This is a genomic window from Candidatus Pelagibacter sp. uisw_138, from assembly GCF_059512485.2.
The window spans coordinates 424,713-445,000 of sequence record NZ_CM183453.2 but is presented as its reverse complement, the minus strand read 5'-3'; the positions used below and the strand labels follow the sequence as shown (position 1 = coordinate 445,000).

At 29.0% G+C, this 20,288-nt stretch carries 28 protein-coding genes (1 of these 28 only partly in view); 7 read left to right on the top strand and 21 right to left on the bottom strand.

All coding sequences use genetic code 11. From position 1 onward, the window contains the following. Window positions 1–71: the beginning of a putative Ig domain-containing protein gene (locus AC5YGC_RS02345; protein ID WP_496140053.1), read on the bottom strand. The gene continues 3,562 nt to the left of window position 1, outside the view; 71 of the gene's 3,633 nt are visible here — the first part of the coding sequence; it begins with the start codon at window positions 69–71; the stop codon falls past the left edge of the window. Between AC5YGC_RS02345 and AC5YGC_RS02340 the strand changes: the two genes are divergently transcribed. Then, on the top strand, window positions 48–503 hold the full coding sequence (locus tag AC5YGC_RS02340) for a hypothetical protein (protein WP_502314035.1): 456 nt from the start codon (window positions 48–50) through the stop codon (window positions 501–503). The genes AC5YGC_RS02345 and AC5YGC_RS02340 overlap by 24 nt on opposite strands. A 25-nt stretch (window positions 504–528) precedes the next feature. On the opposite strand, the gene AC5YGC_RS02335 is transcribed toward AC5YGC_RS02340, so the two are convergent. The 17 genes from AC5YGC_RS02335 to mnmA form a co-directional block, all read right to left on the bottom strand. Continuing rightward, window positions 529–1,134, bottom strand: coding sequence for a hypothetical protein (locus AC5YGC_RS02335; protein ID WP_496140051.1), 606 nt, complete (start codon window positions 1,132–1,134; stop codon window positions 529–531). Between the two features lie 35 nt (window positions 1,135–1,169). Next, on the bottom strand, window positions 1,170–1,757 hold the full coding sequence (locus tag AC5YGC_RS02330; RefSeq protein WP_496140050.1) for an MJ0042-type zinc finger domain-containing protein: 588 nt from the start codon (window positions 1,755–1,757) through the stop codon (window positions 1,170–1,172). Window positions 1,758–1,854: 97 nt separating this feature from the next. Beyond that, window positions 1,855–2,934: a TSUP family transporter gene (locus tag AC5YGC_RS02325; RefSeq protein ID WP_496140049.1), complete on the bottom strand. Its 1,080-nt coding sequence runs from the start codon at window positions 2,932–2,934 to the stop codon at window positions 1,855–1,857. 28 nt (window positions 2,935–2,962) lie between these two features. After that, window positions 2,963–3,097 (bottom strand): hypothetical protein, encoded by a 135-nt coding sequence (locus AC5YGC_RS02320; protein WP_496140048.1) that lies wholly within the window; start codon window positions 3,095–3,097, stop codon window positions 2,963–2,965. A 66-nt stretch (window positions 3,098–3,163) separates the two neighbouring features. Next, window positions 3,164–3,514 (bottom strand): hypothetical protein, encoded by a 351-nt coding sequence (locus AC5YGC_RS02315; protein ID WP_496140046.1) that lies wholly within the window; start codon window positions 3,512–3,514, stop codon window positions 3,164–3,166. 156 nt (window positions 3,515–3,670) lie between these two features. Next, entirely contained in the window at window positions 3,671–4,663 is a 993-nt protein-coding gene (locus AC5YGC_RS02310) for a hypothetical protein (protein WP_496140045.1), read from the bottom strand. A 363-nt stretch (window positions 4,664–5,026) separates the two neighbouring features. Continuing rightward, on the bottom strand, window positions 5,027–5,377 hold the full coding sequence (locus AC5YGC_RS02305; protein WP_415303153.1) for a hypothetical protein: 351 nt from the start codon (window positions 5,375–5,377) through the stop codon (window positions 5,027–5,029). Between the two features lie 15 nt (window positions 5,378–5,392). Continuing rightward, window positions 5,393–7,252: an adenylyl-sulfate reductase subunit alpha gene (aprA, locus tag AC5YGC_RS02300; RefSeq protein ID WP_496140044.1), complete on the bottom strand. Its 1,860-nt coding sequence runs from the start codon at window positions 7,250–7,252 to the stop codon at window positions 5,393–5,395. Next, a complete protein-coding gene (gene aprB / locus AC5YGC_RS02295; RefSeq protein ID WP_415278896.1) occupies window positions 7,252–7,722 on the bottom strand; it encodes an adenylyl-sulfate reductase subunit beta in 471 nt (156 codons plus the stop codon). Before aprB ends, aprA begins: the two co-directional genes overlap by 1 nt. 24 nt (window positions 7,723–7,746) lie before the next feature. Beyond that, on the bottom strand, window positions 7,747–8,541 hold the full coding sequence (locus tag AC5YGC_RS02290) for an adenylyl-sulfate reductase (RefSeq protein ID WP_496140043.1): 795 nt from the start codon (window positions 8,539–8,541) through the stop codon (window positions 7,747–7,749). Between the two features lie 116 nt (window positions 8,542–8,657). Next, window positions 8,658–9,056 carry an HIT domain-containing protein gene (locus AC5YGC_RS02285; protein WP_496140042.1) on the bottom strand — a complete coding sequence of 133 codons (399 nt, stop codon included), beginning with the start codon at window positions 9,054–9,056 and terminating at the stop codon, window positions 8,658–8,660. Between the two features lie 5 nt (window positions 9,057–9,061). Then, window positions 9,062–9,832, bottom strand: coding sequence for an aminotransferase class IV (locus tag AC5YGC_RS02280; RefSeq protein WP_496140041.1), 771 nt, complete (start codon window positions 9,830–9,832; stop codon window positions 9,062–9,064). Beyond that, window positions 9,795–10,352, bottom strand: a complete 558-nt coding sequence (locus AC5YGC_RS02275) for a glutamine amidotransferase-related protein (RefSeq protein WP_496140040.1) — start codon at window positions 10,350–10,352, stop codon at window positions 9,795–9,797. Before AC5YGC_RS02275 ends, AC5YGC_RS02280 begins: the two co-directional genes overlap by 38 nt. After that, the gene (locus AC5YGC_RS02270) at window positions 10,349–11,518 is read right to left on the bottom strand and encodes a chorismate-binding protein (RefSeq protein ID WP_496140039.1); all 1,170 of its coding nucleotides are present in this window, start codon (window positions 11,516–11,518) and stop codon (window positions 10,349–10,351) included. Before AC5YGC_RS02270 ends, AC5YGC_RS02275 begins: the two co-directional genes overlap by 4 nt. A 4-nt stretch (window positions 11,519–11,522) precedes the next feature. Continuing rightward, on the bottom strand, window positions 11,523–12,743 hold the full coding sequence (locus AC5YGC_RS02265; protein WP_496140038.1) for an MFS transporter: 1,221 nt from the start codon (window positions 12,741–12,743) through the stop codon (window positions 11,523–11,525). Beyond that, window positions 12,740–13,915 carry an aminotransferase class I/II-fold pyridoxal phosphate-dependent enzyme gene (locus tag AC5YGC_RS02260; protein ID WP_496140037.1) on the bottom strand — a complete coding sequence of 392 codons (1,176 nt, stop codon included), beginning with the start codon at window positions 13,913–13,915 and terminating at the stop codon, window positions 12,740–12,742. The genes AC5YGC_RS02265 and AC5YGC_RS02260 overlap by 4 nt, the downstream gene beginning before the upstream one ends. Window positions 13,916–14,099: 184 nt before the next feature. Continuing rightward, window positions 14,100–15,215, bottom strand: coding sequence for a tRNA 2-thiouridine(34) synthase MnmA (gene mnmA / locus AC5YGC_RS02255; protein WP_496140035.1), 1,116 nt, complete (start codon window positions 15,213–15,215; stop codon window positions 14,100–14,102). Between the two features lie 5 nt (window positions 15,216–15,220). Between mnmA and AC5YGC_RS02250 the strand changes: the two genes are divergently transcribed. The 3 genes from AC5YGC_RS02250 to AC5YGC_RS02240 are packed head-to-tail and all read left to right on the top strand — an operon-like array spanning window position 15,221 to window position 16,340. Continuing rightward, entirely contained in the window at window positions 15,221–15,427 is a 207-nt protein-coding gene (locus AC5YGC_RS02250) for a DUF3553 domain-containing protein (protein WP_496140034.1), read from the top strand. After that, complete coding sequence (locus AC5YGC_RS02245; RefSeq protein WP_496140033.1) at window positions 15,424–16,194, top strand: inositol monophosphatase family protein; 771 nt, start codon at window positions 15,424–15,426, stop codon at window positions 16,192–16,194. The genes AC5YGC_RS02250 and AC5YGC_RS02245 overlap by 4 nt, the downstream gene beginning before the upstream one ends. Further along, window positions 16,194–16,340, top strand: coding sequence for a hypothetical protein (locus tag AC5YGC_RS02240; RefSeq protein WP_496140031.1), 147 nt, complete (start codon window positions 16,194–16,196; stop codon window positions 16,338–16,340). Before AC5YGC_RS02245 ends, AC5YGC_RS02240 begins: the two co-directional genes overlap by 1 nt. Here AC5YGC_RS02240 and AC5YGC_RS02235 read toward each other — a convergent pair. Continuing rightward, complete coding sequence (locus AC5YGC_RS02235; RefSeq protein ID WP_006997094.1) at window positions 16,332–16,886, bottom strand: regulatory protein RecX; 555 nt, start codon at window positions 16,884–16,886, stop codon at window positions 16,332–16,334. The two genes, AC5YGC_RS02240 and AC5YGC_RS02235, sit on opposite strands and share 9 nt — an antisense overlap. 37 nt (window positions 16,887–16,923) lie before the next feature. On the opposite strand from AC5YGC_RS02235, the gene AC5YGC_RS02230 reads away from it, so the two are divergent. Both AC5YGC_RS02230 and AC5YGC_RS02225 read left to right on the top strand, forming a co-directional pair. Beyond that, window positions 16,924–17,397, top strand: coding sequence for an abscisic acid-deficient protein Aba4 family protein (locus AC5YGC_RS02230; protein WP_496140030.1), 474 nt, complete (start codon window positions 16,924–16,926; stop codon window positions 17,395–17,397). Beyond that, a complete protein-coding gene (locus AC5YGC_RS02225; protein WP_496140029.1) occupies window positions 17,390–17,974 on the top strand; it encodes a DsbA family protein in 585 nt (194 codons plus the stop codon). Before AC5YGC_RS02230 ends, AC5YGC_RS02225 begins: the two co-directional genes overlap by 8 nt. Here AC5YGC_RS02225 and AC5YGC_RS02220 read toward each other — a convergent pair. Next, a complete protein-coding gene (locus AC5YGC_RS02220) occupies window positions 17,971–18,354 on the bottom strand; it encodes a rhodanese-like domain-containing protein (protein WP_496140028.1) in 384 nt (127 codons plus the stop codon). The two genes, AC5YGC_RS02225 and AC5YGC_RS02220, sit on opposite strands and share 4 nt — an antisense overlap. A gap of 39 nt (window positions 18,355–18,393) precedes the next feature. Here AC5YGC_RS02220 and bcp point away from each other — a divergent pair, with 39 nt between their 5' ends. Continuing rightward, window positions 18,394–18,876 (top strand): thioredoxin-dependent thiol peroxidase, encoded by a 483-nt coding sequence (gene bcp / locus AC5YGC_RS02215; protein WP_496140304.1) that lies wholly within the window; start codon window positions 18,394–18,396, stop codon window positions 18,874–18,876. Window positions 18,877–18,905: 29 nt separating this feature from the next. On the opposite strand, the gene AC5YGC_RS02210 is transcribed toward bcp, so the two are convergent. Continuing rightward, a complete protein-coding gene (locus AC5YGC_RS02210) occupies window positions 18,906–20,207 on the bottom strand; it encodes an ammonium transporter AmtB (RefSeq protein WP_496140027.1) in 1,302 nt (433 codons plus the stop codon). Between the last annotated feature and the right edge of the window lie 81 nt (window positions 20,208–20,288).

The following is a 20,288-nucleotide window of genomic DNA, read 5'->3' as shown; positions in this document are numbered from 1 at the left end:
ATTAATAATAAATAGATTTTTATAAATGATATATTAATGTTGTTCATATGAAAAATTTTATTTTTTTTCACTTATTAAAATTTCTTATTATTACTTTACTGACATACAATATGTTTGCAGTGTCAGTTCTTTATTTGCCATCAGTAAATATAAAGAGTTCTTTTTGGCAATGGACTCCTTATAGTTACAAGCAAGCTATTGGTTTTCCTAACCATTTAGACAAAGCATCTCTGTTAAACAAAAGCAATAGATTGCTAGTATTAAGTTTTTTAAATAAAAGTATATATAAAGATTTTTTAGATATTGATTTTTGGAACTATAAGCAGATTTTAGAAAGCTTGGACCGAGATAATATTAAAGAATTTGAAAAAAGCTTCTACAAAACATTTAAACTTTCAAAAAATAATCCAACAATTAATCTGGAATTACGTAATTATTTTATTAGGAATTATACAAAATTTTCACCAGATTATAAAAATAAAGTATTAAAAAATTTTTTCTAATAGGGTAATTAATAAAATTAAATTATCATTTTTCAAAGATATCAGAAACTAAAACATCTAAGTTAATATTTTTATTTTTTTCTTCATCTTCTTCAATAAAATTCTGCTTAGTTTTTTTAAATCTTGCAGAAATAATATTATTGTCATCATTATAATTTTGTAAATCTTTAATTTGATTAAAAATCTTATTGTTTTTATTTTCAATAATGGAAAGACTTTCATTTGCTGTATTGGCTAATTTTTGTGAACTTAAAAGCTCACTAGACAGTCTTACATTTTCATTTTGATAAAATTTAATTTTTTCATCGTTATCTGAAATTATTTTTTTTTGTGAATTAATTAATTTATCTTGAATTACAGATTTGTCTAATGTGTGTTGACTTGCCATTTCAAACAAAGAATTTTTTTCATCATTATATGACTTTAATTCCTTTGTTTTATTTTTTAGTTCTTTAATAATTTTTGACTTGTCTTTTTGGATATTTTTATTAATTCCAATTGTTATATTTTTAATTTTTGAAATTTCTTGCTTTAAGTTTTTTGTTTGTAAAGCTTCACTTTCGGTCTTGACTTCGTTTTTTAATATCAGTGGTTGATCTTCATTATATAAGTTTAAATCTTTATAATTCATGCGGGTTTATAAATTATTAATTAATGAAGTTGCTTTTATCTTCTCCAAAAACTTACTTTTTTTGTATTTGTTTCTTCTTTTTTTTCTTTTTGTTTGAACTGATTAATATTGATGGTCTCTTCGTTTAAGGTCGTATTTTTATTAGAAATTATGTTCGATGATTTAATTTTCATCTCTAGATAATTCGTCTTATTTTCAAAGTCTTTATTTTTGTTTAAAATTTTATCTGAAGTTTCTTTAAGTTCATCTTTCATTTCTTCTATTTTATTTTCTAACTCAGCTTGTTCAGCATTGATTTTTTCTGTGTTAGTGATGCGTTTTTCAAACAAAATAATTCTATCTTCTATTGTTTTTTGCTCACTTAATTCCTTATTTTTCACTTTTAAGTCTTTTTCTAATTCTTCAATTTTAGAATTATATTTGCTTAGTTGCTCATTTAGAGAGTTCTCTTTTTTTTTCCAGCTAAGATCAAGCTCTTCTAATTTATCTAATATATACTCAGATTTTAATTTATATATCCATTCTTTATTACAGCTACTACATTGTATTAGTTTACCTTCTATTGATGACTCATCAATATCAGTGTCTATATCAGCTTTACAATACTTGCAGTTCAGATTCATTTTTATAAAATTTTAAAATTAACTAAACTTAACTAGATTGTAAAATTATATATATAGAAAAAAATTATATAAAAATAATTGATATTATTTGTATTAATTATTTTTTAATTGCGTATTTTTTTCTTATGTTTGAGAAAAATTTTCTAATCAATGCCGCACCTACTCCTAAAAGAATTGCAAACATAATTGAAAATAATCCATAAAAAAATGGCATGTCTTCTGAAAATTCTAAAATAAATAGTGAGAAAAAATTTAAATCTGAATTTAATACTTTTATTATTTCTTTCTCAGCTTGTTCAGCGAAAAAAGTTTCGTAAGCAATAGCTATTCCAACTATTAATAATAAAATTGCGAGTAATGCTTTCAAGCCAGAACTATCAATTTTTTCACCAAGTTTTTGTCCTATTTGAACACCTATGATTGATCCAATAACCAACATAACAACTAGCATTAGATCTATAGATCCAAAATTAAATGAATGCAAAAAAGTTACTATGACACTTACAAAAATTGTTACAAACAAAGAAGTTCCTGGAACTAATTTTGTTGGCATTTTAATTATATAAATCATTGCAGGCACTAATATAAAAGCACCTCCTATACCCATTATAGCAGCAATAAATCCTACAAATAAACCAATTATAATTGGGGTAAATATACTTTCGTATAACTTTGATTTTGGAAACCTCATTCTTAATGGAAGACCATGTATCCAATAATGAACGTGTAATTTTTTTTTAACTATAAGGTTTCTTTTTGCTCTGTCTATTTCTCCAAGACTTTCAACCAACATTAATGTACCGATTATTGCAAGTATATACATATAAGCTAAAGAAATAACTGTATCAATTTTTCCGATACCCTTAAAATATGTAAAAATATAAATACCTAATGCGGTTCCAATTGTTCCACCAATAACAATCATAAGACCCATTTTATAATCTAAAGTATTTTTTAAATAATGAGTTGTTGATCCTGATACTGATGTTGCAAGAATATTGTTAGCTTCATTTGCAACAGCATATGCGGGTGGTACGCCTAAAAAAATTAAGAATGGGGTCATTAAAAAACCACCACCAACACCAAATAAACCTGAAAGCACTCCAACGATTGCACTCAATAAAAGTATCTCAATAGGATTAACAAATACTTGAGCTATTGGTAGAAAAACATCCATAAAAAATTAACAGTTATTAAAAAACAACTTAATTAAATGTGATAAAAGTTCCAACTAAAATGATACCCCAATAAGCAGCTAGACTAACAAAGATGCCTGTTTTGATAATAGTTACTTTAAAATCTGAAATTTTGTTTAATATTTTTATGTTGAAAATTGACATTACAACCGTCAATACACCCAGTTAATTATTTGTCAAATAAATAGTTAATATAAAATGGTTTTTTTATTAGTAGATTGTTGCTCCAAAGACCTTAACATCATCCCCTTCAACACCAAGGACTAACCTTCCAAGTAACTCACCTTCGATTTCCTTACTCTTTTGCTTAAATAGAACAGTAATGTTTTGGCCTCTTCTTAAACATCCAAAAGCTTTATAATCTTCAGATAAACTAGTTAACAATTTGTTGTTAGCCCATTGCTTTCCAAGTTCTACTTCATTAGCCCCAAATAGCATTTGAGTTCCAAAATCCTTAGTAAACCCACCATAATCTTTCATATTTGATGTCTTAACGAGATTATCCCAAATAGGTTTAGAAATTGCTATAATCTCATCATCAGATTTCTCTAAAAGATTCATAATTTAAGTTTAACTGTTTTAAGAAGCTTTTCTCTTCTCGTTCTCGTCAACTATGTGATAAACGGGTACTTTCTTTAATGAGAATTTTTCTTCGTAAAAAAAATATTAATGAGAATATTTTAAAAATTATTTTCTTTTAGAAAAATTAAAGTTACTCTAACTGCAAAAATTTTTAATAAAAGATGTGCTCATTGCAATAATCACATCAATTTTTTTTTTAAGCGGTAATTCTTTGGGGGGTCCAATTGGTGTTTTGTTTATATCAATCACATAAATTTTTTTTGTGTCAGCATCTATTAAGCAATCAATTTCACCATAATCCAATTTCATTAAATTACACATAGATGATATTTTGTCTAAGTCCCCAGATGTAAAAATATTTTTTGTTTGTAAAACTTTTACACTATGGTTTTGATTAGCAAAGCGTTTTGAGATATGTCTTTTTTTTTCATAACAAAAACTTGACAGTTCACCAATAAAAGGAATTCTATAATCAATTATAAAATTTTTTTCAAAAGTATTATTAACACATACATTATAAATTTTTTTATCTTGAACTAAATCTTTTGTTATAGGTAAGTCTATTAATTTACCATCATGTGCTCCATTATCATCAGATTTTTCAACTCCAAGACCCTTATATGTTGTGGGATCAATATCTAATTGATATTTAAAAATTTCTTGAAAACAATTTCCTACTTTTTCTTTTGATATATCATTGCAATTTGCATTTATTTTTTTTGATTTAAAAAATTCTTCTTTATAACCAAGAGATGAAAAAGTATTTGTTAAATAATTTTCAAATTTAACTTCGTCTTTCGTCAAACCTTGCCAATTCAAAAATAAACTGTTAACAGGTGAATTGTTAGTAAAAAGGCTTCTAGGAGTTACTCTGCTATACCCTTCAACGTTTAAGTTTATTGCTAATAATATCTTTTCAATTGCATAACCTCCTTGAAAAATAGAATATGGCTTTGTTAATACCTCTGGGAAACTAATAAGCTTTAATTTATTAATTGATTTAAATTTTTTAAATCCTACATTTTTTTTTACATTAAATCTTATCCATAAAAGAAGAGGTATGGAAATAATTCTATATATATTTAGTAATAATAACTCTAATTCATATTTTCTAATAAATTTTTTCATTCACACCTTTATATTACAAGTTTAATCTAAACTTTAACAAATAATTTTTTAGAACAAAGTATGTGAATAATTTATACAATATTCATAGTGAATTAAAACATAGTCTTATAGAAATTTTGATTAAAAAGAATGTATGTACTTGAAATTTGTATTAGTAAGAAATGTATGTGCCTACTAGAATTATTCCCCAGTACGCAGACAACCCAATAAATATACCTGCTTTTAATTTGTTTTTTTTAATTTCTGTAGGTAGATTTTTTAATATATTGAGCATTTGTCTTTCTCATTAACGCTGCCCAACTATTTGTCAAATCAATACTTAAAAAATAGAAAAATAATTTATAGATGAAATTTGATCTGAATTTAGTAGATCGTGGCCCCAAAAACTTTAACGTCATCCCCCTCAACACCTAGAACTAGTCTTCCAAGGAACTCACCTTCAATTTCTTTACTCTTTTGTTTGAATAAGACTGTAATATTCATACCTCGTCTTAAACATCCAAATGCCTCATAATCCTCAGATAAACTAGTTAATAACTTGTTATTAGCCCACTGCTTTCCAAGTTCTACTTCATTAGCTCCAAATAACATTTGGGTTCCAAAGTCCTTAGTAAACCCACCATAATCTTTCATATTTGATGTCTTAACGAGATTATCCCAAATAGGATTAGCAATTGCTATAATCTCATCATCAGATTTCTCTAAAAGATTCATATTTTAGGTAATTGTTTAAGAAGCTTTTCTCTTCTCGTTCTCGTCAACTATGTGGTAAACCGGCACTTTTTCTAATGAAAATTTACCAGTTTTTGGATCACGTCTTGAAACTGTTAAGCAGTGCCAATTATCATCATCAAGTTTCATGTGATCACCTCTGTAATAATAACCAGGCCAACGTGTTTCTTCACGGAACATAGTATGTTCAGTCACACACTGAGAAGTTAAAGCTCTGTGTTTTAATTCCCAAGCTCTCATAAGTTGGTGTAAATCTTCAGCACCTACTTTTTCTAAATCTTCCTCTAACCAAGCAAGTAATTCTAGGCCTCTTTTAAGCATATTACCATTGGTCATGTAGTTGGTTGCAATACCACCAACATACTCGTCCATAATTCTTTGTAGACGTTGAAGTCCTTGAATTGGTGAAATGTAACTTGGTGAAACTGTTCCACCTGTAATCTCATTTTGAGCAACTTGATAAGTCTCAAGGGGTTTAAAAATAGCAACTTTAAAGTCTTCACACTGTTTGTCTGTAACTTTAATACCTTCTGCTTTTTTATCCTCAATATATTTTACAGCAGCTTTTGCAGCTAAACGACCTTCAGTAAATGATCCTGACGAAAATTTATGAGCACTTCCACCTACAGTGTCACCTGCACCAAAAAGACCATCAATTGTTAACATTCTGTTATAACCCCAGAAATATTCTGGTGGAGATAAATCTTCAGGTCCACTAACCCAAGCTCCAGAACAAGTTGCATGAGAACCCATAACATAAGGTTCAGATGTAGTTAGTTCAGGATTTGTGTATTTAGGATCAATATTTTGAGAAGCCCAAACAACAGCTTGACCAACAGTCATACCAAGGAAATTTTCCCAGCCAACTGTTTCTAAATGTGGATCTTGGAAAGCTTCAGTAGTTACCATGTGAATTGGTCCACCTCCTGCGATAGTTTCTTGAATAAATGCGTGGTTTCTTAAACATGTAGGAGTTGGATGATGATCAATGTATTCACCAACTAATTCTTTAGTTTGATCATACCATTTCTTCTCATAATTCTCTCCATTTGCATTTTGAGTATAAGTTTTAAGGTGCAAGAAGTATGCTCCAACTGGACCATATCCATCTTTAAATCTACATAACACAATTCTATTTTCCATTTGTGTCATTTTAGCTCCAACAGCAATAGGTAATGCATAAGCAGAACCATTACTCCAAGGTGCGTACCAAGTTCTTCCCATTCCCTCACCAACTGCTCTTGGTTTGAAAATATGAGATGCTCCACCTGCTGCAACAATTACAGTTTTTGATCTAAATACATGGAAGTCACCAGTTCTCATATTGAAACCAACAGCTCCCCCTACTCTATTTTCTTGAGCCTCATCCATTAAAAGATGAGTAATCATTATTCTATTATAAATTTTGTCAGCTGATTTTTTTGCAGCTTCTGCAACGATTGGCTTGTAACTTTCACCATGAATCATGATCTGCCATTTACCTTCTCTAAGGTAACGACCAGTTTTTTCATTTTTCATCATTGGTAAGCCCCACTCATCAAACATATGAACTGTTGAATCAACGTGACGAGCCATGTCATAACCTAAATCTTCTCTAACCATTCCCATTAAATCGTTACGTGCATATCTTACGTGGTCTTCAGGTTGATTTTCACCCCACTGCATACCCATGTAACAGTTAATTGCGTATAAACCCTGAGCAACAGCTCCACTTCTATCAATATTAGCTTTTTCAACACAAATAATTTTCATGTCTCTTCCCCAGTGTCTAGCTTCAAAAGTAGCACCAGTTCCAGCCATACCACCACCAACAACTAGAACATCGCAATCCTCAAAATGTGTTTTATGCTTAGCCATTAGTAGTAAACTCCTTTTTTAAAGGTATCTTTTGGTACTGATGGTAATTTACCATCAATATTTAAACCATTAGGCTCAGTGTAAAGCATTTGAGAGTTAATCTCATCATCATTAGGTTTTTCACCTTCTGCTAATTTTGGAATGAACTTTCCCCAAGGCTTTGTTGTAATTGGAGATACAAAGTCTTTTGTAGTTCCATTTCTAAATTTAATTTTCCAAGAGATAGTTCCTTTTTCTTCTTCACGCCTAACTCTTACGCTGTGACCCATAGGAGCAAAATCCGCATAACCACGAACATCAATTGCATGATTAGGACAAGCTTTTACACAAGAATAGCATTCCCAACAAAAATTAGGTTCAATATTAACTGCTCTTCTAATATTTTCATCAATGTGCATTATATCTGATGGACAAATATCCACGCAGTGACCACATCCATCACATCTCGTCATGTATACAAAAGTTGACATATTATATTACCTCTCTCTCTCTTTTTAATAGTGTTTTGGTTGTTCTCTTTTAATTCCTAGTCCAAATTGTTTTGGTGCATCAGCTAATGGAGGAAGATTGTCTCTTGATCCATCTGCTTCTGCTAAGTTTTTTTGGATTGCTGCACCAGGCTTATAAATCATGTGTGCAAATTTTGACCAATAAACTCCCCCAAATAAAACAATGTTTGAGGTAATAAATAAAACTAAAAATAAATATCCTAATCGAGTTAATCCTGAAGATTGAAAATAAGACCAAGCAAGTCCAGTAGTTGCGCATGCAAGAAGTGCTAGGACAAACAAGTCTGCTTTAATAATTCTGTACCATGGATGAGCTTCTGCTAATACATCTACTCTTAAAAATAACCAAAACCAGTATCCACCCACACAAGTCATTATTGCTCCAACATGCCAAATCATAGGCCAGATTGTTGGTACAGCAGTTCCTATTCCAGTGTAACCAAAAACTAATACAACTGATGCAACCCAAAATAAAATAGTTCCATACATTCCCATAACGTGTGCAACTCTTCTTTTACCAGCGCCCAACTCTGCAGTAGTTGCAATATCATGCACTACAGTTTTTAAAATAACTGAAGTTTTTTCTCCAACACCAAGTTCTCTTTCGGCAGCTAATTTTGCTTTTTTTGCATTATTGAAAAAATAAGTAACATTTTTATGATGTATCATTTGAACAACTGTTCCAATAACGATTAGAGCTAACATTGCTAAAACAAAGCCTTGAATTACAGAAGGAGAAATTGATTCTGCTAGTGCAGAAAATGGACTAATTGACATCATATAGACTATTACCCTTTATAACTAATTTTGTTGAATCTTAATTTCGAGTTTTTAGTATAGTTGAAATGATAGATCAACCGTTATTAGGTGCTCTATTTATCAATCAAAAATACAACTTATGCTTTACGTTTATAATGTTGTTTTAAGGGAATAACCGACCTAACACCACCTTGTGGATTTTCAACATCACACTCTCTTCGTGGAATTAAATGAATATGGCAGTGTAAAATTGATTGCCCCGAAGCTTTTCCGGCATTAGTACCAATATTAAACCCTTTAACTGTAGGATCTTTTAATAATATTTCCTCTTTAATTTTTTTGATAAGGTTGTTGCAAGCAATCACTTCGTCATCATTTAAATCAAAATAATCTTTAACATGCCGCTTTGTAATAATTAAACAATGAAATTCAGACACAGGGTATGTATCATAACTGGCATAAGCCAACTCATTTTCAGCAGCTGAACCATTTTGTTTAGAGTTACAGAATAAACAGGGATTATTTGGGTCAAACATAAATATTATCTATAGATAGAACATTTGTTAACTTCATTTTTATAAAAACTAGAAAGTATTTTATAAAATTTTAAACTTTTTCTCTTCCATTTAATTTCATTAATATTTTTTATTGATGCAACACCTTTTCCAGAACCAATAAGGAGAATTTCATCATATTCGGATAAAGTTTTGATCAATATATCTTTGCTAATAATCTTACCTAATTTTTTATTAAAAAATTTATAGGTAATACCCTTGTATATATTATTTATTGGAGAATAAACTTTATCATCTTTGATAAATAGCATATTTGAAGTTCCACTTTCTAAAATCATATTTTTGTAACAAAGACCAACATCTGAAGTGGTGTTATCCATTTTAGACAAATATTTTAATATAAAGTTATATTTAAGATTTTTAAATTTAGGGTCAAATCGTTTGTGACTGATAAGCTTTAAATTAAAATTTAATTTTGGTGTTTTTCTATTCCTTAAAGAAATTGATATCATTTTTTTATTCACAGCAACTCTAAGAAGATGATTGTAAGATCTCTTTTTATCAATATTTAATTTTATTAATTTAAGAATATTTTTTTCAAGATTTGGGGTGTTTAGTTTATAAATTTTTAAAGACTTTATTAAATTTTTGATATGCTTTTTAAAAAAAAGTATTTTAGTGGGTTTTCCAAAAATCCACATAGTAGTGAACACACCATTATCCCCCCAAAGATCTTTAAAATTAATTTCTTTGTAGGTTTTATGCTGATAAGATTTTTTTAATAAGTAAGTTACCATTTTCAGTTAAAAAAGATTCGGGGTGAAATTGAAAGCCATATACTTTTTCTTTATTATTTTCTATTGTCATTGCTGTATTTGAAATAACACACCTCATTGTAATTTCAAAATTTTTTGCAGTAAATGGCTCTTTTAATTTTAGAGAGTGATATCTACCAACAGTGAATTGACTATTTTTTTTAAACAATGAGTTTTTGCTGATTACTTTTATTTTAGATTGAAAACCATGATAAATCTTTTTTTGCTCAATTATTTTTCCATTTTCACAATGTAGAATTTGTTGAAACCCAAGACAAATACCTATAATTTTTTTTTCTCCTTTGTATTTTTTATAGATTTTTGAACTAGAAGGATAATCTTTTGGTGCACCTGGGCCTGGTGAAAAAACAATAATATCTGCTTTTTTTAATTTATTTTCATTTATTTTGTTAAAATTTGTACAAACCACTTCATCAAAATTTTCAAATTGATGAACTACATTGTGAGTGAAAGAGTCTTGATGATCGATAATGTATATCATTTATAAAGATCCATTAATGATTTTGCTTTAATATAGTTTTCATTAAATTCATGAGCTGCATTACTGTCAATTACCACTCCTGAAGCTACAGAAATCTCTGATTTACCTTTAAAGTTTAATATAGATCTAATAATAATATTGAACCTCATATCTCCATTGAACTTTAAGTAACCAAAACTTCCAGTGTAAATATTTCTGCTTTGTTTTTCCTGCTTATTTAATAAATTTAATGTGCTAATTTTTGGACATCCAATTACTGATCCACCCGGCATCATTGCTTTTATAATCTCTAATGGGGTAACTTTATTCTTGAGCTGTCCTCCAATTAAACTCACATAATGATAAAGATCCTTGTATTCCTCAACTATCTTTTTCTTTAAAATTTTTACTGAACCTGGTTTACAAATTCTAGATAAATCATTTCTTTCCATATCAACAATCATGTTGTGCTCTTTGGTCTCTTTTAAGTTTTTTCTAAAAAATGTGAGGGCTTTACTCTTATTTAACTTTTTAGTTTTCTTTAAAGTGCCTGCTATAGGCTTTGTTGTTATAAGATTATTTTTTTTTGTTATCAAATTTTCAGGTGAACAACTTATTATTGAATAATTTTTATCCTTAATCATAAAGGCTTCAGGTGCCATATTACTTTTTACTAGCCTACCAAAAAAATCTAAAGCATCTATTTCAGATTTATTACTGTATTTAGTGCAGATTTTAATTTGGTATGTTTCACCAGATTTTATTTTCTTTTTAAACTTATCAAATATTACTTTATACGATTTTTTATTAATATTTATTTTAAACAAATCACTAGGTTCTGATGATCTAGTTTTTTTATATTCCAGATTATTTGAAAGTTTTACTTTTGTTTCAGGTTTGTAAAATATTCCTTTTGGAAAATTTATTGTTTTTTGTTTTTTTATTTTTATTTTTACGTCTATTAAGTTATTTAGTATTTCATAACCAAAAAAACCAATAAATATGTCTGTTTCTTTATGAGTAGATTTTAATTTTGTATTTTTGTTAATGAATTTTTCAATATTTTTATTGTTTAAAATGATCTTTTTTGAAAAGTCCGTATAAAGATCAAACCCCTTATCTGATTTGTAGATTATAAAGGGTTTTTTTGAATTATTTAAATCTAGTAAGTAGTTTTTCTTATTCAATTTTTTATTCTGTTTTTAATCTTAAAACTGCTTCTTCCTTAATCGGTAGATGTATTATTGCTGCAAAAACAGATAAAGCAATTGCTAAATACCAAGCATAATCATAAGAGCCATATAAATCATGAAATAATCCTCCAAGAAAAGCTCCAAAGAATGAGCCTACTTGATGACTTAAAAAAACTATTCCATATAATACACCTAGATATTTTGTTCCAAAAATATGGGCAACTATACCGCTTGTTGCCGGCACCGTTGAAAGCCATAAGAAGCCAAAGCTTGCACCAAAAATAAATGCATTAATGTTACTTGCTGGTAAGAAGATAAATAAGATTATTGAAACACCCCTTAATGCATAGATAGAGCTTAAAATAATTTTTTTACTAATTTTTGTGGAGAGATATCCACTTAATAGAGAGCCAAATATGTTAAATAGTCCAATTAAGGATAAAATTGCAGCAGCTGTCCAGCTTTCTAAACCTCTATCAATTACATATTTTGGAACATGAGTTCCAACTAAAGTTATGTGAAAACCACATACAAAAAAACCAGATGTGAGTAACACGTAGCTTTTGTTTTTAAAGGCCTCTTTTAGAGCATCGAAGGTACTTTGATCGTTAGGTTTTTCAATAGATTGAGCTAAAGAAGGAGATCTAACAAAAAAAGCCACCATAAGTCCAATAAACAAGAATATTGTGAATACAAAAAGTGTGTCCACCCATCCATTTTTGATTAACGAATAACTTGTATAAAGTGGAGAGATAAAATAGCCCAAAGAACCGACGGCTGTGACAATACTCATGGCTATAGTTCTATTTGATAATGGGAAATGTTTTCCAACAATTGACATTGGAATACTAATTGCAGTTCCACCTAAACCAATTCCAACTAAAAGTCCCAAATCTATTTGAAAAAAAATTCCAGTATTTGGACCAGCATACAAAAAGTAAATTCCTAAAATATAAAAAACAAAGGCTAGGCAAATCGCTTTATGTCCACCATATTTATCAGCGATAGCTCCAAATATAGGCCCTGTTAAACCCCACATTAGCATTTGAATGCCTATTGCTAATCCAGATTGAGTTATTGAAATATCTAAATCATTTTTAAAATCCATGAAAAATAGACCAAAAGTTTGTCTAACTCCAAGAGAAATTAAAACTACAACACAGGCTGCAATCAGCGTTATTAAAGCTGTTTTATTTTTAATAAATATTTCTGAACTCATTTAACATGTTTAAGAGATTTTTTTAAATCATCAATGAGATCTTTTGGATCTTCTAAACCAATATGCAGTCTTACTAAATGTTCGTCTTTAGCTAATTTTAGATATTCTCTATTACCTTGTTCTCGTTTGTCCTGATATAACGCAAGGCTTTCAAATCCACCCCAACTATACCCATAACCAAATAGTTTTAAAGAATTAACAAACTTGATTACAGAGTTTTTGTTTTTTGATCTAATTTTTAAACCCATCAATCCTGATGCACCAGAATAATATTTCTTCCACATTCTAAAATTAAATGAATCTTTTTTATGTGGGTATAATAATTTTATGTTTTTATAATTAGATAAAAACTCAGCTACTTGTTTTGCACTTTTTTCATGCTTGTCTAATCTAACATCTAACGTTCTAAGTCCTCTTGTTATTAGATAAGCATCATCAGGACCAAGTCTTAAACCCGTTATCTTATTTGCTTTATTAACTTGTTTAAAAACTTTTTTATTAACAGCTAAACTTCCACCCATAACATCAGAGTGGCCTGAATAATATTTGGTAGCAGATACAATTGACATATCAAAACCAAGTTTAATTGGTTTTAAAAAATAAGGTGTTCCCCAAGTATTATCAATTACTGAAAAAATTTTATTCTTTTTTGCAATTGATACTATTTTACCTAAATCTTGAAAATCAAATGTATTGCTTCCAGGATTTTCAACAAAAATTAATTTTGTTTTTTTTGTAATCGCTTTTTCTAAAGTTTTCAAATCATGTGGGTCATAAAAAACTGATTTTATATTAAATTCTTTTAGAAAATCTTGAGTTAAAATTCTTGTAGGAGAATATGTCGGATCTGCCACAACAATTTCATCACCAGGTCGAACAACACTAAAAATAGATAAGAAAACTGATCCAAATCCAGTTGGTGTTAAAAATACATGATAACACTCTTCCATTTCTTTGAGTATTTGTGACAAAACATGGGTTGTTGAGGTTCCTTGTCTTCCGTAATCAAAATGTCCACCTATTGGGTCTTTTTTGCTCTTATCCTGCATTTTCCTAATATCTTGCATGGATTTAAAGATAATAGTCGAAGCTCTTACTACAGGGGGGTTAACTGACTGATTATGGTAATCTTTTGCTGTATGTTTAAGAAAAGTTTTGAATGATTTAGTCATAAAAAATTTGATAAGTTTAAGGGAGAATGCTATATCCCTTCAATAACGTCAATAAAATTATAAATAGGATAGTATGGGTTACCCAAAAAAACATAGAGGTCGAAGAAAACAAGGCTCTAAAAAAAGAAGAGCTAAAAGAAAAGCAAAGAACAAATAACCTATCAATCTAATCTTCTAATAAATATTAGCTTTTTATCCAACCACCACCTAATACCTTATAGCCATTATTGTTTTTTGAGTAAAATACACATGCTTGACCTGGAGCAATTCCATGCTCCTCTTCCAATAAATTAACATTCGCATTGGTATCGTTAATATCTATCTTGGCTTTAATTAATCTTCCAGTAGATCTAACTTTTACAAATAATTCATTTTCAAAATCATTTTGATCATTCGTAATAATATTTAAATTCTTCAAATTTATTTTTGTTTTAACAAGGTGCTCCTTAACTCCAACAATAATTTCATTTTTATCAGCGATAATCTTTACTACATACAACGGGTTCTTATCAGAAACTCCAATTCCTTTTCTTTGTCCAATTGTATAATTAATGATGCCATCATGAACTCCTATCACTTCACCATTCATATTCTTAATATTGCCTTTGCTAAAAGAATTTGGTCTAAACTTTTCTATAACTGAAGCATAGTCTCCATTTGGAACAAAGCAAATATCTTGACTGTCAGGTTTGTCTGCAACATTAAGATCAAGTTCTCTTGCAATGTTTCTAGTTTCATCTTTAAGAAGATTGCCCAAAGGAAATCTTAAAAAATTTAATTGATCTTTTGTAGTATTGAATAAAAAATAACTTTGATCTCTACTTAAATCAATACCTCTATACATATCCGTATTATCTTTTTCAGTGATACTTTTAACGTAATGTCCTGTTACTAAAGCATCAGCGTTGAGTCTTTTTGCTTCTTCAAATAAATCTGTAAATTTAACTGTCTTATTACATTGCACACATGGAATGGGTGTTTCTCCATTTAAATAACTGTCTATAAAATTATCAATGACCCCTTCTTTGAATTTATTTTGATAATATAAAATTTTATGTTCTATCTTTAGTTTATCAGCTACTCTTTTTGCATCCACAATATCTTGGCCTGCGCAACATTGTTTTGAAGAAGCTGTCTCTTTACTATCGTTATAGAGTTTTAAGGTTATACCAATTACATTGTATCCTTCATTTTTCATCATAGCTGCAACAGTCGAAGAATCTACCCCTCCTGACATTGCAACAACAACCAAGGTATCTTTTGGTTCTTTAGCTATTCCAATAGAATTCAATTTTGTCATATTTAATGATATTTATTAGTATATTAACTATAAGTAAATTAATGATTTTAGATTTCGAACCAGGCGACAAAGTTACCAACCCTAACAACAAAAATTGGGGAACTGGACAAGTTCAATCAATAATTAATGGTAAAGTTACTGTAAATTTTGAAAATGTTGGAAAAAAAGTTATTAATTCAAAAATAATTCAATTAGAAAAATTATATAAATGAACCTTGAAGAAAAAAAGAAAATTACTCTTTCACTAATAGAAACTTTTAATAAAGCAAGTCAGGTAGCTTTAGATCTGAGAGAGGCTGGTTTAAAAAAAGAAATTAAGTCAGACAATACTCCTGTAAGTAATGGAGATATTGAAGTTAATAAAATTTTAACCAGCAAGATCCAAGAAATAACACCAAATATTGCTATTGTTTCAGAAGAGAGTGCAAATCATAAGATGGATACTGATTTAAATAATTTTTGGTTAATAGATCCAATTGATGGCACAAGAGATTATATAAATAACCGTGATGAATTTACTTTAAATGCAGCATTAATATTGGATAAAAAACCAGCTATTGGGATTATAGCAGTTCCGGCGAAAAAAAGAGTTTTTTACTCTTACGGTTTATCTCATAGTTATGAGTTAATTAACAATCAAGAAATTTCATTAATGAATAAAGAAAAAAACTATGCTGGACATACAGCAGTAAGTTATTCAAACGATCTTAAACCTGAAATTTTAGAAATTCATAAAAAATATAAGATAAGTTCTTTTCAAAAAATGAAAAGCTCACTAAAATTTTGTGTTATTGCTGCAGGTGAATTTGATATGTATGTTGCTGAACCAAGAGCTTGTGAATGGGATATTGCAGCTGGTCATGCAATCCTTGAACACTCTGGAGGTAAAGTAACTGATTTTAACTATAACGAAATACTTTATGGGAAACCTGAATTTAAAAACCCAAGTTTAATTTTAAAAAGTAAAAACATATTATAATGAATGAGCAATTAAGAGTAATTTTAATAATTATAGTGTCTGTTTCCATCTTTGGCTTATTAGTTTTTGTATTTGTTAAAAATGTTATTAGAAATAGAATTGAATCTCTTGTTGAAGAAGAAGAGAAAGAAAAGAAATTAAAGTAATCTAATTATTTTCATATAGTCAGCCTGATCAATATCCATGATCCTTTTAGATGTTTCAAAATCAAAACCATTTCTTGCTAGTAAAGCAATATCCTTTTTGTAAAATAGTGCTCTATTATCCTCTACTCTCGCTGGTCCAATTCTCTTTTTTTTACATATTTTTATTCCAGAAAAAAAATCTTGGTCAGAGTTATCCTCTTTAATCTTATCTATTGTTTCTTTAATGTAGCGATCATTAATTCCCTTAGTCATTAAATAGTTTCTAATTTTATTAACTGAACTACCTCTTTGAATTAAACTTCTTGATTTACTTTCAGAATAGAATTTATCATTAATAAACTTAGTTTTTTCAAGATCTTGCAAAACAACATCAATTAAATCTGTAATATCTTGTTTTTTAATATTTTCTAAATTAGCTTTTAGGTACTTCTTTAATAGATAGGTTCTAAGCTGTTGTTTAGATGGGGCATATCTTTCAATATATGCAAATGAGAAATTTCTCATCTCTTCTACAGTAACTTGTAATGTTTTTTTTCTATTTCTCATATGAATCTTAATAGCTTATTGTATAATACACTAAAAAATGATCGATCAAATCTATACATATTTTACAATTGAAATGATTTTTCTCTGGTTAAATCTAGGTGTATTACCTTTTTGGTTAATATTAGTCTTCTTTTCACAGTCACAAATATGTAGAGTTTTTATTACATCAATTTTTCCTTTTATTATTTTAAGTTTCGCCTACGGTTATTTAACTTATGTGTTGTTTAATGAGGGTTATGACTTTATTAGAAATTTTGAACTATATTTGGGCTTAGATTCAATTATTTATTTATTTAACGATAAATCCTTCTTAATTTTGTTTTGGACTCATTTTCTATCTATCAATTTATTTTGTGGGGGTTGGATTGTTAAAGACTCTCAAAAATTTGGCATAAATAAAATATTAATGTCTTTTCCTATATTGATAACTTATTTTATTGGTCCAATAGGTCTTACTCTTTATTGGATCATAAGAGTTTTTTACGCAAAAAGAATTAATCTATATGACTAAACAAATAGATTTCTATTTTGATTTTATTAGTCCCTATACATATTTAGCTTACAAAAAAATCCAATCTTTACCAAAAGATATTAAGATAAATTATAAACCAATCTTATTGGGTGGTCTTCATAATCTAGAAGGAATAACACCACCAGCGTTTATTAAACCTAAATTAAAACATATGATGAATGACTGCTTGTTAATTGCAAAAAAAAATAATTTTGATTTTAAATGGAACTCTAAATTTCCTATAAACTCATTAAATATTATGCGTGGTTATTTTAGTGTTAATCCATCAAATCGAGTTCAGTATATTAAAACTATGTTTGATGCTTATTGGGTAGATGATCTAGATATCTCTAAAGAAAAAATTTTAACACATCTACTTGAACAATGTGAAATTAATGAATACATTTTTTTCAAGACAATTAAGGATCCTGTTATTAAGGAAAAGTTAAAAGATGCTACTAAAAATGCCCATGAAAAAGAGATTTTTGGAGCACCAACTTTTATTGTTAATAATAAAATATTTTGGGGGCAAGATCGATTAGAATTTGCCTTAGATGAATATAATAAAATAGATTAAACTATTTTAAAGTCACTTTGACTAATTGCTGCAAAGCCACCATCAATATGAGAAACATTTTCAAATCCCATTTCTTTTAATGATTTAGCTGCAAGTGCAGATCTTAATCCACCAGCGCAAAATAAAATCATTTCTTTAGTCATATCAAGTTTTCCACTTTTAAAATAAGGACCTTCTGGATCTAACCAAAATTCTAACATTCCACGGGGAATATGATTTGAATTTTCTACTCTTCCCATCTTATCAAGTTCACCTTTTTCTCTAATGTCTATTAAATTACATTTATCTTCCTTAAATAAAGCTAAAGCCTCGTCTGTGTTGATTGTTTTGATATCTTTAAGCGCTTCTGAAACTAATGTTTGTGATGATTTTATATTCATGTTTTTTAGTATACATATGTGATGATATAGTTAAATAAAATTATGAAAATCAATTCTAAAGCACCTTTGTTTAAATTAAACTCGACAGATGGTAAGATTTATTCTTTAAAAGATTCCCTTGGTAAATATGTTATTCTTTATTTTTATCCTAAAGATGACACTCCTGGATGCACAATTGAGACTAATGATTTTAATAAATTATTACCTAAACTTAAAAAACTGAATTGTGATGTGTTTGGTATTTCTAAAGATGATTTAAAAAGTCACCATAAATTTAAAGAAAAATATAAGATTAAATTTGATCTTTTATCCGATGTAGAGCTTGGTATTTTGAAAAAATACAAAGTTTGGGCTAAGAAGAAATTTATGGGTAGAGAGTTTATGGGTATATTAAGAACAACTTTCTTAATTGATCCAAATGGTAAAATTGTAAAAATTTGGGACAGTGTTAAAGTTAAAGATCATGCTAAAGAAGTAATTGATACCTTAAAGAGCATTCAAAATAAAAAAGGCCCCAGTTAAGGGGCCTATTTCTTTTAATTCTTATATTACTAGTCTCTTATAGCGTAAGCTCTAACTCCAATCTCAGCAACATCAGTTCCCAGTTTTTCAGCCTCATCACTTATTCTCAAACCAATAAATTGTTTCATAATAAAGAATACAATGTATGAAAAAATGAAAGTAAAGATTGTAACTGATAGTACTCCAATTAATTGAGTTGTTAGGGCGGTACCACTATTACTTAATGTAACAGCTAAAGTTCCCCACACTCCTGCAAATAAATGTACTGGAATTGCCCCAACAACATCATCTAATCTCATTGAATTTAACCAGCTAGTTCCAAAATACATAATTATAGATCCAACTGAACCAATTCCAATTGCAAGCATAGGACTTGGAGCCAAAGGTTCTGCTGTAATAGAAACTAAACCAGCAAGAGCACCATTCAACATCATTACAACATCAGTTTTTCCACCAATCAATCTTGTAACTAAAGCTGCTGTAACACAACCAGCCGCACCTGCTAAATGAGTATTCATAAATATTTTAGACATTGCGTTTGCATCTTCAAATGTGCCCAAAGCTAATTGTGATCCACCATTAAATCCATACCAACCCATCCATAAAATGAATGTTCCAAGAGCAGTTAATGGAATTGAAGAAGCTGCAAATGGCTCCATACTTTTTACATCTCCTTTTGGACTAAATCTTCCTTTTCTGGCACCTAGTAAAATTACACCTGCTAGTGCAGCTGCACCACCACAAGCGTGGACTAAAGTAGAACCTGCAAAGTCAGAAAACCCAAGGGATGCTAGCCATCCACCACCCCACTGCCAACCCATAGTAATTGGATAAATTAATCCACCTAAGATTGCAGAAAAGATAAAGAAAGGCCAAATTTTTATTCTTTCAGCTACAGCACCTGAAACGATAGAGCATGTTGCTGCAACAAATAACATTTGAAAAAACCAATCAGCGCTTCCTGAATAACCTTGCTCAAGAGAATCAGTTAGTGTCCATGGTGTGAATGAACCAATGAAACCACCTTCTGGTATTCCGTAAGCTAAATTATAACCGCCTAAATAAAAAATTATTGCAACAATTGAAAATTTTCCAATGTTTTTTGCAACAATTGTTGATACACTTTTAGTGGTCACTAATCCTGATTCAAGCATACAAAAACCTGCTGCCATCCACATAACTAAAAACCCACAAACTAAAAATGAAAATGTATTAAAGATATATTGTACTTCTGCAGATACTGTTGATTCTGCACTTCCAACGCTTGTTAAACCTAGAAGTAAAACTAGACCCAACGAAAATGTTGATATTATTTTTGTTAATTTAGTCATAAGACCTCCCATATAAGTCTTCACTTATATTTATGATGATTTTAAAAACTATTGTTGATTAGGAAATTTAGGTATGCAGTA

Coding starts and splice junctions, on each gene's coding strand:
- AC5YGC_RS02340 (WP_502314035.1), top strand. CDS start 48: ATGAAAAATTTTATTTTTTTTCACTTATTAAAATTTCTTATTATTACT.
- AC5YGC_RS02335 (WP_496140051.1), bottom strand. CDS start 1,134: ATGAATTATAAAGATTTAAACTTATATAATGAAGATCAACCACTGATA.
- AC5YGC_RS02330 (WP_496140050.1), bottom strand. CDS start 1,757: ATGAATCTGAACTGCAAGTATTGTAAAGCTGATATAGACACTGATATT.
- AC5YGC_RS02325 (WP_496140049.1), bottom strand. CDS start 2,934: ATGGATGTTTTTCTACCAATAGCTCAAGTATTTGTTAATCCTATTGAG.
- AC5YGC_RS02320 (WP_496140048.1), bottom strand. CDS start 3,097: ATGTCAATTTTCAACATAAAAATATTAAACAAAATTTCAGATTTTAAA.
- AC5YGC_RS02315 (WP_496140046.1), bottom strand. CDS start 3,514: ATGAATCTTTTAGAGAAATCTGATGATGAGATTATAGCAATTTCTAAA.
- AC5YGC_RS02310 (WP_496140045.1), bottom strand. CDS start 4,663: ATGAAAAAATTTATTAGAAAATATGAATTAGAGTTATTATTACTAAAT.
- AC5YGC_RS02305 (WP_415303153.1), bottom strand. CDS start 5,377: ATGAATCTTTTAGAGAAATCTGATGATGAGATTATAGCAATTGCTAAT.
- aprA (WP_496140044.1), bottom strand. CDS start 7,252: ATGGCTAAGCATAAAACACATTTTGAGGATTGCGATGTTCTAGTTGTT.
- aprB (WP_415278896.1), bottom strand. CDS start 7,722: ATGTCAACTTTTGTATACATGACGAGATGTGATGGATGTGGTCACTGC.
- AC5YGC_RS02290 (WP_496140043.1), bottom strand. CDS start 8,541: ATGATGTCAATTAGTCCATTTTCTGCACTAGCAGAATCAATTTCTCCT.
- AC5YGC_RS02285 (WP_496140042.1), bottom strand. CDS start 9,056: ATGTTTGACCCAAATAATCCCTGTTTATTCTGTAACTCTAAACAAAAT.
- AC5YGC_RS02280 (WP_496140041.1), bottom strand. CDS start 9,832: ATGGTAACTTACTTATTAAAAAAATCTTATCAGCATAAAACCTACAAA.
- AC5YGC_RS02275 (WP_496140040.1), bottom strand. CDS start 10,352: ATGATATACATTATCGATCATCAAGACTCTTTCACTCACAATGTAGTT.
- AC5YGC_RS02265 (WP_496140038.1), bottom strand. CDS start 12,743: ATGAGTTCAGAAATATTTATTAAAAATAAAACAGCTTTAATAACGCTG.
- AC5YGC_RS02260 (WP_496140037.1), bottom strand. CDS start 13,915: ATGACTAAATCATTCAAAACTTTTCTTAAACATACAGCAAAAGATTAC.
- mnmA (WP_496140035.1), bottom strand. CDS start 15,215: ATGACAAAATTGAATTCTATTGGAATAGCTAAAGAACCAAAAGATACC.
- AC5YGC_RS02250 (WP_496140034.1), top strand. CDS start 15,221: ATGATATTTATTAGTATATTAACTATAAGTAAATTAATGATTTTAGAT.
- AC5YGC_RS02245 (WP_496140033.1), top strand. CDS start 15,424: ATGAACCTTGAAGAAAAAAAGAAAATTACTCTTTCACTAATAGAAACT.
- AC5YGC_RS02240 (WP_496140031.1), top strand. CDS start 16,194: ATGAATGAGCAATTAAGAGTAATTTTAATAATTATAGTGTCTGTTTCC.
- AC5YGC_RS02235 (WP_006997094.1), bottom strand. CDS start 16,886: ATGAGAAATAGAAAAAAAACATTACAAGTTACTGTAGAAGAGATGAGA.
- AC5YGC_RS02230 (WP_496140030.1), top strand. CDS start 16,924: ATGATCGATCAAATCTATACATATTTTACAATTGAAATGATTTTTCTC.
- AC5YGC_RS02225 (WP_496140029.1), top strand. CDS start 17,390: ATGACTAAACAAATAGATTTCTATTTTGATTTTATTAGTCCCTATACA.
- AC5YGC_RS02220 (WP_496140028.1), bottom strand. CDS start 18,354: ATGAATATAAAATCATCACAAACATTAGTTTCAGAAGCGCTTAAAGAT.
- AC5YGC_RS02210 (WP_496140027.1), bottom strand. CDS start 20,207: ATGACTAAATTAACAAAAATAATATCAACATTTTCGTTGGGTCTAGTT.